Here is an 11,884-nt window from a genome sequence, read left to right on the forward strand (position 1 = left end):
GAAGCACAACACGACCACAAGACCGTTGGTGCAGCGAACCTGCCGTGCGGCGGCTTCGCCGCTTCGTTGGTAGCCTTACTTTGAGAGCGGCGAGTCAATCTCGACGAGATGGTTCATCGCCGTCTTCAGGGCAGAGAGTTCTGCTTCCATGGCTTCGAGTTTGGCCCTGGTTTCCTCGAGCTCGACGGCCTGCTTCTGGTATTCGTTGAGCAGCAGGCTGGGGAGCACCTGGTAGGCGACGGATTCCGGCTTGCCCTCGGCGTTGTAGATGGCGAGCCCTGGCATGACTTCGGCCACCTCTTCCGCAACCAGGCCGTACTGCAGCGGGTGGCTGCCATCGGCCTCTGCCTGATTGTAGTGGAAGGTCACGGGCCGCAGCCGGAGAAGGGCAGCGCTCGCATCGCCCATGGGCTGGATGTCCTGCTTGAAGCGGCGCGAGGAGGAGACGACGCCGAGCTGGCCGTTCACGTCCACCACCACGGCCTGGCCGCCCGTCACGTTCACGCCCCTGACGCCTGCCAGGAAGGCTCGGGTCTGGGTGCCCTGCACGCCGATGCGAATGGTGTTTGCCTCGGCAGCCACGCCGGGATTGGCGATGGCGACGTTGCTGTTGCCGGTGGTCCAGTTCTGGCCCGCCCTGAAGCCGATGGCGGTGTTCGATGAGCCAGTGGTCTGGGCTTTCATCGCCTCGAACCCGATGGCCACGTTCTGGTTGCCCACCGTATTCGACAGGAGCGCGTTCACACCGCTGGACGTATTGTAGTAGCCAGCCGTGTTTGCCCTGAGGGCGTTGACGCCCGAGGCGGTGTTGCCACCGCCCGTGGTATTGGAACGCAGGGCCCCCACGCCCGAGGCGGTGTTGTTGCCGCCCGTGGTGTTGGAGTTGAGCGCCAAGGCGCCCGTGGCCGTGTTGGAGGCGCCGGTCGAGTTGAAGGACAGGGCACCCGAACCGGCAGCGGTGTTGTAGCCGCCGGTGGTGTTCGAGACGAGGGCCGAGCCGCCCAGGGCAACGTTGTTTGTTCCCGGGATGGGCGGCGCCACGCCAAGCTGTCCCGACGCACTGACGACCACCGACTGGCCGCCGGTGACAGTCACGCCGCTGATCCCTGCAATGAAGGCGCGCGACTGCGTACCCTGCGTGCCGATGCGGATCGAGCCCGACTCGCCCGCGACACCCAGGTTGTTGATGGCGATGTTGTTGGAGCCCGTCGTCAGGCTGACGCCCGCCTGGTAGCCGAGGGCGGTGTTGTTGTTGCCGGTGGTGTTGCTGCCAAGCGCACCGAAACCGTTTGCCGTGTTGCCGCCGCCGCTGGTGTTGCCGTAGAGCGCGGAAACGCCGGTGGCGGAATTCTCGTAGCCATTGGTGTTCAGCTGGAGCGCATAGGTGCCGTTCGCCACGTTGTTGTTGCCCGTGGTGTTGCTGCTGAGCGCTTCGGACCCGGTGGCCGTGTTGCGGATGCCCGTGGTGTTGCCATAGAGCGCCCGTTCCCCGGTCGCCGTGTTCTCGCTGCCGGTGGTGTTCGATATGAGGGCCGAGCCGCCGTAGGCGGTGTTGTATGCCCCGGTGCCGGAGACTGCCGCGACACCCAGTTGGCCGTCAGCCCTGACCACGACCGACTGCCCGCCGGACAGCGCAACGCCGCTGATGCCGGCGACGAAGGCGCGCGTCTGGGTGCCCTGCGTGCCGATCCGGATGGTGGCGGACTCGCCCGCGACACCGAGGTTGTTGATGGCGATGTTGTTGGAGCCGGTCGTCAGATTGACGCCCGCCTGGTAGCCGAGGGCGGTGTTGTTGCTGCCGGTGGTGTACCAAAGCGTACCCCGGCCGATTGCCGTGTTGCCAGAGCCTATGGTGTTGGAAAGTAGTGAACCATATCCGGCCGCGGTATTATAGTCACCAGTCGTATTGTTTTGAAGCGAACTCTTCCCGGTCGCAGTATTCTGGTGTCCGGTGTAGTTAGAGTACATGGCCCTTGATCCGGTGGCGGTGTTGAACTGCCCGCTCGCGTTGGCCTGCAGGCTGGAATAACCAAGCGCTGTGTTGTCAATTCCAGAAAAGCCTATGTTACTTTGAAGAGCTCCCGTGCCAATGCATGTGGCGGTGCCGTCAGACCCAAGACTGGGCGTGCATCCCGCCCGCGTGGCGGTGGACAGAGCAATGCTTGCGCCGAGGGCGAGGAGGCTGACCGTCGTGGCTCTTGCAAAGCACTTCATGGCTTCCTCCAATAGCAATTGCACATAGCTTGAATGTACTATTTTTGCGGGTAAGTTGAGTGTGGTCAAGTAGGCTCTTGCTGGCAACACCGACCGGTGAAGTCAGATGCCCCAGCACCTACTCGATGCTGGTTCCGCCGCATTTCGGGATGTGGATGAAGATGCAGTGGTGCTAGTGGCTGATCACCGGGCCTGAACCTTCACCGCGATCTTCGGCCGTTTATCGCCGCTTGCGGAGGACGAGAAGGTCCTGATAACCAAACATGCACTCATGCACGCCGAGGACGTCCATGTATACAGATTGCATAAGAGTAAGCGATATTGTTCTGCTTTTGCAACCGGTGATCATGCCACACCCAAGCTGCAGATGCTGTTTCACTGCGCGAAATGTCGGGGCCTCGACAGGGTACTGAGCGGAAAACAGTCCTCTCGCAGCCGGGTGCAATGCGGACAGATTGTTTGCTGCTACCGCCCGACTGCGATGAGCACGACGCCGATGCAGCTGACGATCACCGGCGAATAGTGGATGATCGACGGATCCACGAGGCCAAACACCTCTTTCCAGATGTCAATTCCAAGGCCCAATCCCAAACCGAAGTCGGCCCAGGCCCACAGCAGAAGCACCCAGCCTGTCCAATAGAGTAACCTCAACCATCCCTCCTTGAAAGCACCCCGCCCTAGCACCACGCGTGACGGTGACCTTCCCACGGCCACGCCAATCCCTCGGCGATGAGAGTGTCGCCCACCGACCGGCCGTCGACGAGGACGAGCCGGAGTCGCCGCCCGTATTTGTCCCAGTCACGAGCGCCAGACGGCCGGATTTCGACCCGGCCGGAATTGAGAAGCTCCAGCAGGCGCAGTTTCGCCTGCTGGCCGCGAACATACTCGCTAGCACAACGGGGCTCGGAGATTTCGGGTGCGTCGTAATCGACCATTCGAATGCGCTCTCCTTTGAAATCGATTGTGTCTCCGTCAACGACACAATCGTTTCCAAATGCCATGCCGCAGATGGCAAACGGCCTTGTGACGGAGGTGAGGGCCACGCCCACCGACCCGAAGGGTCGCAGGAGACCGCCCATCGAGCCACCCGTTGCAATGTGACCGGCAAGACCACCCAACGCGACAGCGCCGACAACCAAAGCGATCATGGTCATGCGTCTCGCCGGCGGAGAAGGCCTGCTCAACGGCGATTTATGCCGGTCACGCCTGCGAAATTTCATCAGCCTGCCCATGCGCAAGATACTGCGGCTTTCGGCTGCAACGTCAAGACGACACCAGATGGTGCCCCCTTGCTGATCATCCGGCGCGGCTTCAAGTGCCCTTGTGCTGGTCCGGCGCAGACCGGCAAGCTCGGATGACGTGTCCGTTCCGACTTCGGTCACGTTGCCGGATGCGCGGGTCGCAACGGGCGGCTGAACAGGAAGTGGTGGCGGAGACGGAGGGATTCGAACCCTCGATACGCCTTGACAGCGTATGACGATTTAGCAAACCGTTGCCTTCAGCCTCTCGGCCACGTCTCCTGCTGGCGGCCTTTTGCCGTGATTTGACGGGGGATGCAAGTCTGCCGTCGGTGGGCTCAGGCCTTGGGCGGCGGAACCACGGGAAACTCGGCCAGCAGGCGCTGTTCCAGTTCCACGAGGTCGGCGGGCAGCTGCATGCCGGTGGCGCGCATCTGGTTCAGTTCCTGGTGGACCTGCTGGTAAAGCTCATGCAGGTCTTCCGGCTGGTCGTTCATTTCGCCCAGCAGCATGCCGATCTGCGCCTTCAGTTGCTCGAATGCCATGACTCACTCACGTTCCTCTGCTTTGTCCGGCACAGCATAGACCGGTCCGGGCCGCCTCGCCAGTTTGGAACAATTCTAAATCCGAGTGTTTTACTCGGTTTTTCTTGACAGCCGGCGGGCGGGCGCGCCATAGAGGCTGCGTTCCGCTTTCTTGCCCAAGGAGTTGCCCATGTTCGCCAGCCGCCGCCGGATTCTCGCCCTCGGCCTCGCCCTTGCCGCCGCCGCAGGCACCGGCGCCCCCGCCCATGCCGATGGGGTGGTGAATGTCTATACCTATCGCCAACCCTCGCTGATCCAGCCGCTGTTCGATGCCTTCACCGCCAAGACCGGCATTCAGGTGCGCGCCGTCTTCGCCGACAACGGCCTGGTGGAGCGCCTGGCGCAGGAGGGCCGCAACAGCCCGGCCGACCTGCTGCTGACCGCCGATGCGGGCCGCCTGGTGGAGGCCGCGGGCCGCGGCCTGGCCCAGCCCGTGACCGATCCCTTCATCCTTGACAAGGTGCCCGCCAACCTGCGCGACAAGGACAATCAGTGGTTCGGCCTCACCATGCGGGCCCGCGTCGTCTATGCCTCGCGCGAGCGCGCGCCGATCACCGCCATCACCTATGAGGAGCTGGCCGATCCCAAGTGGAAGGGCAAGATCTGCATGCGGCCCGGCAACCACCCCTATAATCTGGGCCTGATCGCCGCGATGCTGGCCCACAAGGGCGAGGACTATACCCGCACGTGGCTCGAGGGCCTCAAGGCCAACCTTGCCGTCAAGCCCTCGGGCAACGACCGCAGCCAGGCCAAGAGTGTTTATGCCGGGGAATGCGACTTGGCGCTGGCCAACACCTATTACATGGGCAAGATGCTGACCGAGACGAAGGAGCCCGAACAGCAGGACTGGGCCAAGTCGGTCAAGATCGTGTTCCCCACCTCGCCCGACTTCGGCACGCACGTGAACATTTCCGGCATGCTGCTCACCGCCAATGCGCCCAACAAGGACAATGCCGTGAAGCTGATGGAATTCCTCGCCAGCGACGAGGCCCAGGCGCTCTATGCCAACGGCAATTTCGAATATCCGGTCAACCCCAAGGTGCCGGCCAACGAAATCGTCACCTCCTGGGGAAGCTTCACGCCCGACACGCTGAACGTGGCCGAAATCGCCAAGCTTGAGCCGCAGGCCTCCAAGCTGGTCGACGAGGTGGGCTTCAACGACTGAGGCCCCGCCCCCCAAAAGCGCTGCGGAACGGCCGGCGCCAGCCGGCCGTTGCCATTTGAAGTCACGGATTATAGATGCTTTTCCGGCAAGACTGGGCTATAGTCCGAGCGAATGGAGTTGACCATGCGTTATTCACTGCTTGCCGCCACAGCCGCCCTCGCCCTTTCGGCCCTGCCCGCCATGGCGGACCAGAACTTCATCCCCATGGGCCAGGACTATGGCCTCGGCAATGATGCGGCCCCGCCGCTCGACAGCGAGCAGAGCAAGTTCAACGCCCAGGTCGATATCTACCAGTCCGAGGTCTATAACCGGAACCTCGAGAAGAAGCAGTTCGACAGCAATATCTTCAACCTCACGCAGCAGCAGACGCCGGACGTGTTCGACAGCGACCAGCTCGACTACTGATCCTGGCATGCCAGCGCTGATGTGAGGGGCCGGTTTCCGGCCCCTTTTGCTTTGGCCTAGGGGCTCACCGGAACGGCGATGCGGGCGCTCACCGGATAATGGTCGGAGCCCGCGGGCTCGCCGATGCGCTCGGCCTCGATCAGCCGGAGGCCGGGCGACACGAAGATGTGGTCGATGGCGATTTGCGGCAGACCGGCCTGGGTGGGCCAGCTCGGCAGGCTGGTGAGCCGGGTGAGATTGCCGCTCGACTGCAGCACGCCCAGCACGCGCGAGAACGGCGTTGCGTTGAAGTCGCCCATCACCAGCTTGTGGCCGCCGGTGCGCTCCACCATGCGGGCGATTTCCGTCACTTCCTTGAACTGCTGCAGCGAATGCGGGAAGCGGATGGTGTGGAAGCCGAAGACGGTGAGCCCGCCTGCCTCCGGACCCAGCCTGACACGGATGTAGGACGGTCCTGACAGCTTGCCCTGCGCCTCCTTGTCCACCAGCGGCAGCTTGGAGAGGACGGCGAAGTTGCAGTAGATCACCTCGAGGCAGTCGAACTGGTGGGGATAGCGGTCCTTCAGCCGCGCCAGGACCGGGCGCAGGGCGCGGCCGACCTCGACGAGCGTGATGACGTCGGCATCCAGCCGCCGGATCTCGGCCTCGACCGCCGCGGCGTCGTGATTGTCCCACAGGGTGTTGAAGCTGGCGACGTTCAGCCCGCGCTCGCCGGGCTGCAGCAAGCTCACCACGCGCGTCTCGCGGCTGGCGAGATGCGGCCACACGCCAATGGCCACGATGCCGAGCACCAGCAGCACGAAGGCGGTGAGCAGCTTGGCGCGCGGCATGGCCCAGCCGATGAGGAAGGCGGCCGTCACCACCGCGAACTGCAGCGTGAACTGCGAGAAGACGTCGAAGGCGATCCACAACTGCCCCAGCCGCGAGGCGCAGAGCCCGGCAATGCCGATCAGCAGGCCGAGCTGGCACTCGATGCTGCCGCTGGGCCTGCGCCGGCGGCGTGGCGGGGCCTCGTCCTCCGGCTGCTGGGACGTCTGGTCCAGACTGTCAGCCGGTTGGTCCAAGGGTTACTCCACGCGCGATCAGAGAAGCCTGCTCTCCATCGGCAGGATCTGTTCCGGTGTACCAAAGCCCGGAAGCGCCTCAAAGCGTTTCTTCCAGGCCGACACGTTGGGATAGGGCGTGAGGTCGATGTTGGCCTCGCCGATGTAGCGCAGCACGCCATAGACGCCGACGTCGGCGATGGTCGGGCGCTTGGCGGCAACCCATTCGGACTTCGAAAGCTCATTCTCCAGCACCGCAAGCGCCGCCTTGGCCTCGGTGTCATACATGATGCGCACCTCGTCGCCGAACTGGCGCAGGCCCCGCGCCCTGGCGCGCAGGCGGTAGACCGGAACGGCAAGCTTGTCCCACTGCCAGAACATCCACTCGCGGATGCGGTTCTTCTCCACATCGGTCTTGCCGTCGAACTTGTGAAGCTCGTCGGCGAGATGCTGCAGGATGGCGGCGGACTGGACATAGTAGACCTGGCCATCGCGCAGCGCCGGCACCTGGCCGTAGCGGTTCTTGACCAGGTAATCGGGCTGCTTGTGCTGGCCTTCGCGCAGGTTCACGTGGAAGTAGGAGAAGGGATATTTCGACAACGAGAGCATGAGGCCCACAGTGTAGGTCGGGCCGGAGCCCAGCATGCCGTAAAGCGTGAAGCGCTCCTTGTTGACGGCTGCCGCGGCCGGTGCTGCAGCGGCCGGCTTCCTGGCCGGCAGTTTCTTGGCCGGCAACGGCTTGGCGGCCGGCTTCCTGGCCGCGGCCTTCTTCACGTCAGGCTTCTTCGCAGCCTTCTTGGCTGTCTTTGCCATGGTTTAACCCCTCCCGGCCCCTACACAATAAAACTCCGGGTACGGACTATAGCGGAGAATATTCCGAAGGGAAGTCCGAAACTAAACCCCTGACTGAAAAAGAGAAAATGGGTGTAAAAAACAGGTGTATACAGCAACCGGGAACGGTGAATAGAGTTGAGAAAGCGAGTCCGGAAACGGGCTTAATTCACTGATTTCGTTCAGTATTGCCACCTTCATACCCCGGCCGCCAATGGCCGGCGGGATCCCGGCCTTCGCCGGGATCACCTCCGCAAGGGATGGGGCTGCCGCGGCTGACCCCGGTCAGATGCCCAGCTTGGCCTTCAGCAGGTCGCTGACCGCCTGGGGGTTGGCCTTGCCGCCGGTGGTCTTCATGACCTGGCCGACGAACCAGCCCAGCATGGTGGGCTTGGCCTTGACCTGCTCCACCTTGTCCGGGTTGGCGGCGATGATCTCGTCCACCGCCTTCTCGATGGCGCCGGTGTCGGTGACCTGCTTCATGCCGCGGGTCTCGACGATCTGGACGGGGGAGCCCCCCTCGGTCCAGACGATCTCGAAGACGTCCTTGGCGATCTTGCCGGAAATGGTGCCGGCGCCGATCAGGTCCACGATCTCGCCCAGCTGGGCGGCGGAGACCGGGGTGGTCTCGACCGACTTCCCTTCCTTGTTCAGGCGGCCGAACAGCTCGTTGATCACCCAGTTGGCGGCCATCTTGCCGTCGCGGCCCTTGGCGACCTGCTCGAAGAAATCGGCCGAGCCGCGCTCGGCGGTCAGCACCTGGGCGTCATAGGCGGTGAGCCCATAGTCCTTCATGAACCGGGCGATCTTCTCGTCGGGGAGTTCGGGGAGCGAGTCCTTGATGCGGCCGATGAAGGCATCCTCGAGTTCCAGCGGCAGGAGGTCCGGATCGGGGAAGTAGCGGTAGTCATGCGCCTCTTCCTTGGAGCGCATGGAGCGGGTCTCGCCCTTCTTCGGGTCGAAGAGGCGGGTCTCCTGGTCGATGGTGCCGCCATCCTCGAGGATGCCGATCTGGCGGCGCGCCTCGTATTCGATGGCCTGGCCCATGAAGCGGATCGAGTTGACGTTCTTGATCTCGCAGCGGGTGCCGAATTCACCACCCGGGCGGCGCACCGAGACGTTGACGTCGGCGCGGAGCGAGCCCTGCTCCATGTTGCCGTCGCAGGTGCCGAGGTAGCGCATGATCTGGCGCAGCTTGGTCACATAGGCCTTGGCTTCATCCGCCGAGCGCATGTCGGGCTTGGACACGATCTCCATCAGGGCGCAGCCCGAACGGTTCAGGTCGACGAAGCTCATGCTGGGGTGCTGGTCGTGGAGCGACTTGCCGGCATCCTGCTCGAGGTGCAGACGCTCGATGCCGACTTCCACGGCGCGGCCGTCGACATCGACGTGGACCGAGCCTTCGCCCACCACCGGCTGCTTGTACTGCGAGATCTGGTAGCCCTGCGGCAGGTCGGGGTAGAAATAGTTCTTGCGGTCGAACACCGAGCGCTTGTTGATCTGGGCCTTGAGGCCGAGGCCGGTGCGCACCGCCTGCTCGACGCAGAATTCATTGATCACCGGCAGCATGCCGGGCATGGCGGCATCGACGAGCGAGACGTGGTCGTTCGGCGCGCCGCCGAATTCCGCCGAGGCGCCGGAGAACAGCTTGGACTTGGACAGCACCTGGGCATGGACCTCGAGGCCGAGGATGATCTCCCAGTCCCCGGTCGCTCCCTTGATCCAGTCCTTCTTCTCGGCCACGCGCTTTGCGGATTCCAGCATGCTTCTCACCTCAATCTGGCGCCTTGGTAGCCACTCGGGCGCGGCGGTTCAAGACCCGTGCTTGGCGAGTTCCCGGCCGATGGCGCGGGCAAGCCACAGGGCGCCTGCGGCCAGCAGCGCCACCACCGCCGTGAAGCCCTTGCTGAGGGCCCCCAGCTCCCAGCCGTGCTTCCAGGCCTCGAGCACCAGAACGAGGGCGAGGAAGCCCGCGATGGCCAGCGCGCCCCAGCGCAGCAGCTTCATCAGGACGATGGCGAGTGGCGACATGACTTCCCTTCACCGGCAAGGGGTTTTCCCGCTCCGCCGCGCGTGCTAGCCCGAAAGCCTAACATTGGCGTGAGATGATGTCGAAAGCGAAACCCGATCTGTCCGCCCTCTCCCCCGAAACCCGGCTCGTGGCGGCGGGCCGCGACTATGCCGAGCATGGCTTCGTGAACCCCGCGGTCTATCACGGCTCGACCGTGCTGTTCCCCGACACGGCGGCGCTGAGCAGCCGCCAGCAGACCTATGTCTATGGCCGGCGCGGCACGCCCACCTCGCGGGCGGTGGAGGAGGCCGTGGCCCTCGTCGAAGGCGGGCACAATGCCAAGATGCTGCCCTCCGGCATGGCCGCGATCACGACGGCGCTGCTCGCCTTCCTGAAGGCCGGGGACCACCTGCTCATGGTCGACACGGTGTACCAGCCTGCCCGGCATCTCTGCGACGGGCTGCTGAAGGGGCTCGGCATCGAGACGAGCTATTATGACCCGCTCATCGGCAAGGGCATCGCCGGCCTGATCCGCCCCAACACCCGCGTGGTCTATGCCGAGAGCCCGGGCTCGCAGACCATGGAGGTGCAGGACATTCCCGCCATCGCCGAAGCGGCGCACAAGGCAGGAGCGCTGCTCTTCGTCGACAACACCTGGGGGGCCGGACACTATTTCAAGGCCTTCGAACATGGCGCCGACATCTCGATCCAGGCGGCCACGAAATATCTCGTCGGGCATTCGGATGCGATGATGGGCACCGTCACCTGCTCCAAGGAGACCTGGGAGCCCTTCCGCCACGCCTATGAGGAAATGGGCCAGTTCGCCGGGCCCGATGACATGTACCTCACGCTGCGCGGCATCCGCACGCTCGACGTCCGCCTCGAGCGGCACATGAAGAATGCGCTGAACGTGGCCGAGTGGCTGCGCGGCCGGGCGGAGGTGGAGACGGTGCTCTACCCCGCGCTCTCCAACGCGCCCGGGCATGAATTGTGGAAGCGCGATTTCCGTGGCGCCTGCGGGTTGTTCTCGGTGGTGCTGAAGCCGTGTTCGGACAAGGCGACGGCGGCCTTCCTCGACCAGCTGCAGCTGTTCGGCATGGGCTACAGCTGGGGCGGCTTCGAGAGCCTCGCCGTGCCCTTCAAGCCGCAGCGCACGGCAACGCGCTGGCAGCCCGAGGGCTATTCGCTGCGCTTCCACATCGGGCTGGAAGATCCGGACGACCTCAAGGCCGACCTTGCGGAAGGCTTCAAGGCGCTGAATTCCGCCTCTTGAAGATCCGGATTTCGTTCCTACATAAGGATTTCGACGGTTCGGAGGGTTCCATGACGCGACTTTTTCAGTTTCTTGCGGCCTTTCTGGTGGTGCTGGGGCTCTCCGCCCCGGTCTTCGCCCAGCAGCTGGCGGATGACCCGCAGCTGATCTTCCAGAAGACCACCGTGTGGCGGATGCTCTCGCCCAATGCGACGCTCGACACCTTCGTGATCGACGATCCGCTGGTGGAGGGCGTGGCGTGCTACTTCACCATCCCGCGGGTGGGCGGCTGGAAGGGCTGGGCGGGCTTTGCCGATGAAAGCTCGGTCACCTCCATCGCCTGCCGCCAGGTGGGGCCGATCAAGATCACCGCCAAGTTCAGCCAGGGCGAGGAGATCTACCGCGAGCGCCGGTCGCTGTTCTGGAAGAAGATGCAGATCGTGCGCGGCTGCGATGCGAAGCGCAACGTGCTGGTCTACCTCTCCTACACCGACCGGCTGATCGAAGGTTCGCCGCAGAACTCCACCTCCACCGTGCCGGTGATGCCATGGGGCAGCGAAGGTGCCGCACCGAAGTGCGGGGATTTCGTGAACCCGTGAGTGTGCGTCTTCTCCCATTCCTTCAGGGGGAGAAGAGGGACATTGCCTGAGGGTTCAAGTGGTGGACTGGCCTCCCCTCACCTACCGCAACTTCGTTGGGGCCCCCTCCTCTCCCGCGGCGCGGGAGAGGACGAGGATGGAGCTCACATCCCCGGTTCGATCGGCTTGTCGATCTCACCGCCCGCGTCGACCCAGTCCTTGAAGGCGCCGAGGTTGAAGACCCTGTCGTAACCGAATTCCTTCAGCGTCTTGCCGGAAAGCGCCGAGCGGCCGCCCGAGGCGCAATAGACGATGACCGGCCTCGTGCGGTCGAACGTCTTGTCGTGATAGGGCGATTCCGGGTCCGCCCGGAACTCCAGCATGCCGCGCGAGACGTGGATGGCGCCCTGTACCTTGCCGGATTTCTCGACCTCCGGCGCATCGCGCACGTCGACGACAAGGGCGCCGCCGGCGATCATCTCGCGCGCCTGCTGCGGCGTGATGCGGGGAATGGCGGCATTGGCCGCCTCGATCATCTGTTTCACGGTCATGGCCATGGTGAA

General features: G+C 64.0%; 13 protein-coding genes and 1 tRNA gene. 4 read left to right on the forward strand and 10 right to left on the reverse strand.

The genetic code is table 11. The annotated features are described in order from the left end of the window. Nucleotides 1–75: 75 nt before the first annotated feature. The 5 genes from DK847_RS13890 to DK847_RS13905 all read right to left on the reverse strand — a co-directional run bounded on the left by DK847_RS13890 (nt 76) and on the right by DK847_RS13905 (nt 3,997). Nucleotides 76–1,968 carry a tail fiber domain-containing protein gene (locus tag DK847_RS13890; protein WP_111199119.1) on the reverse strand — a complete coding sequence of 631 codons (1,893 nt, stop codon included), beginning with the start codon at nt 1,966–1,968 and terminating at the stop codon, nt 76–78. A 711-nt stretch (nt 1,969–2,679) separates the two neighbouring features. Then, complete coding sequence (locus DK847_RS20410; RefSeq protein WP_146256132.1) at nt 2,680–2,865, reverse strand: hypothetical protein; 186 nt, start codon at nt 2,863–2,865, stop codon at nt 2,680–2,682. A gap of 26 nt (nt 2,866–2,891) precedes the next feature. After that, the gene (locus tag DK847_RS13895) at nt 2,892–3,368 is read right to left on the reverse strand and encodes a thermonuclease family protein (RefSeq protein WP_245414617.1); all 477 of its coding nucleotides are present in this window, start codon (nt 3,366–3,368) and stop codon (nt 2,892–2,894) included. A gap of 273 nt (nt 3,369–3,641) precedes the next feature. Further along, nucleotides 3,642–3,734, reverse strand: a tRNA-Ser gene (locus tag DK847_RS13900). 56 nt (nt 3,735–3,790) lie between these two features. Further along, nucleotides 3,791–3,997: a hypothetical protein gene (locus DK847_RS13905; RefSeq protein WP_111199120.1), complete on the reverse strand. Its 207-nt coding sequence runs from the start codon at nt 3,995–3,997 to the stop codon at nt 3,791–3,793. Between the two features lie 169 nt (nt 3,998–4,166). Between DK847_RS13905 and DK847_RS13910 the strand changes: the two genes are divergently transcribed. After that, nucleotides 4,167–5,201, forward strand: a complete 1,035-nt coding sequence (locus tag DK847_RS13910) for a Fe(3+) ABC transporter substrate-binding protein (protein ID WP_111199121.1) — start codon at nt 4,167–4,169, stop codon at nt 5,199–5,201. A 123-nt stretch (nt 5,202–5,324) separates the two neighbouring features. Further along, a complete protein-coding gene (locus DK847_RS13915; protein ID WP_146256133.1) occupies nt 5,325–5,606 on the forward strand; it encodes a hypothetical protein in 282 nt (93 codons plus the stop codon). 56 nt (nt 5,607–5,662) lie between these two features. On the opposite strand, the gene DK847_RS13920 is transcribed toward DK847_RS13915, so the two are convergent. From DK847_RS13920 to DK847_RS13935, 4 genes are all read right to left on the reverse strand, one after another. After that, the gene (locus DK847_RS13920; RefSeq protein ID WP_111199123.1) at nt 5,663–6,670 is read right to left on the reverse strand and encodes an endonuclease/exonuclease/phosphatase family protein; all 1,008 of its coding nucleotides are present in this window, start codon (nt 6,668–6,670) and stop codon (nt 5,663–5,665) included. A gap of 18 nt (nt 6,671–6,688) precedes the next feature. Further along, nucleotides 6,689–7,462, reverse strand: coding sequence for a glutathione S-transferase family protein (locus DK847_RS13925; protein ID WP_111199124.1), 774 nt, complete (start codon nt 7,460–7,462; stop codon nt 6,689–6,691). A 303-nt stretch (nt 7,463–7,765) separates the two neighbouring features. After that, nucleotides 7,766–9,244, reverse strand: coding sequence for an Asp-tRNA(Asn)/Glu-tRNA(Gln) amidotransferase subunit GatB (gatB, locus tag DK847_RS13930; protein ID WP_111199125.1), 1,479 nt, complete (start codon nt 9,242–9,244; stop codon nt 7,766–7,768). A gap of 48 nt (nt 9,245–9,292) precedes the next feature. Then, the gene (locus DK847_RS13935) at nt 9,293–9,511 is read right to left on the reverse strand and encodes a hypothetical protein (protein ID WP_111199126.1); all 219 of its coding nucleotides are present in this window, start codon (nt 9,509–9,511) and stop codon (nt 9,293–9,295) included. A 77-nt stretch (nt 9,512–9,588) separates the two neighbouring features. Here DK847_RS13935 and metC point away from each other — a divergent pair, with 77 nt between their 5' ends. Both metC and DK847_RS13945 read left to right on the forward strand, forming a co-directional pair. Then, on the forward strand, nt 9,589–10,764 hold the full coding sequence (metC, locus tag DK847_RS13940; protein WP_111199275.1) for a cystathionine beta-lyase: 1,176 nt from the start codon (nt 9,589–9,591) through the stop codon (nt 10,762–10,764). Nucleotides 10,765–10,814: 50 nt separating this feature from the next. Next, nucleotides 10,815–11,342 (forward strand): CreA family protein, encoded by a 528-nt coding sequence (locus DK847_RS13945; RefSeq protein WP_111199127.1) that lies wholly within the window; start codon nt 10,815–10,817, stop codon nt 11,340–11,342. 143 nt (nt 11,343–11,485) lie between these two features. Here DK847_RS13945 and DK847_RS13950 read toward each other — a convergent pair whose 3' ends face one another. After that, entirely contained in the window at nt 11,486–11,878 is a 393-nt protein-coding gene (locus DK847_RS13950) for a rhodanese-like domain-containing protein (RefSeq protein WP_111199128.1), read from the reverse strand. Nucleotides 11,879–11,884: the final 6 nt, after the last annotated feature.

The sequence above is a fragment of the Aestuariivirga litoralis genome (assembly GCF_003234965.1).
Classification (GTDB): domain Bacteria; phylum Pseudomonadota; class Alphaproteobacteria; order Rhizobiales; family Aestuariivirgaceae; genus Aestuariivirga; species Aestuariivirga litoralis.

Bases quoted from the DNA above. Each gene is read 5' to 3' on its own strand.
- DK847_RS13890 (WP_111199119.1), bottom strand. From the start codon at position 1,968: ATGTACTCTAACTACACCGGACACCAGAATACTGCGACCGGGAAGAGT.
- DK847_RS13895 (WP_245414617.1), bottom strand. From the start codon at position 3,368: ATGACCATGATCGCTTTGGTTGTCGGCGCTGTCGCGTTGGGTGGTCTT.
- DK847_RS13905 (WP_111199120.1), bottom strand. From the start codon at position 3,997: ATGGCATTCGAGCAACTGAAGGCGCAGATCGGCATGCTGCTGGGCGAA.
- DK847_RS13910 (WP_111199121.1), top strand. From the start codon at position 4,167: ATGTTCGCCAGCCGCCGCCGGATTCTCGCCCTCGGCCTCGCCCTTGCC.
- DK847_RS13915 (WP_146256133.1), top strand. From the start codon at position 5,325: ATGCGTTATTCACTGCTTGCCGCCACAGCCGCCCTCGCCCTTTCGGCC.
- DK847_RS13925 (WP_111199124.1), bottom strand. From the start codon at position 7,462: ATGGCAAAGACAGCCAAGAAGGCTGCGAAGAAGCCTGACGTGAAGAAG.
- gatB (WP_111199125.1), bottom strand. From the start codon at position 9,244: ATGCTGGAATCCGCAAAGCGCGTGGCCGAGAAGAAGGACTGGATCAAG.
- DK847_RS13935 (WP_111199126.1), bottom strand. From the start codon at position 9,511: ATGTCGCCACTCGCCATCGTCCTGATGAAGCTGCTGCGCTGGGGCGCG.
- metC (WP_111199275.1), top strand. From the start codon at position 9,589: ATGTCGAAAGCGAAACCCGATCTGTCCGCCCTCTCCCCCGAAACCCGG.
- DK847_RS13945 (WP_111199127.1), top strand. From the start codon at position 10,815: ATGACGCGACTTTTTCAGTTTCTTGCGGCCTTTCTGGTGGTGCTGGGG.
- DK847_RS13950 (WP_111199128.1), bottom strand. From the start codon at position 11,878: ATGGCCATGACCGTGAAACAGATGATCGAGGCGGCCAATGCCGCCATT.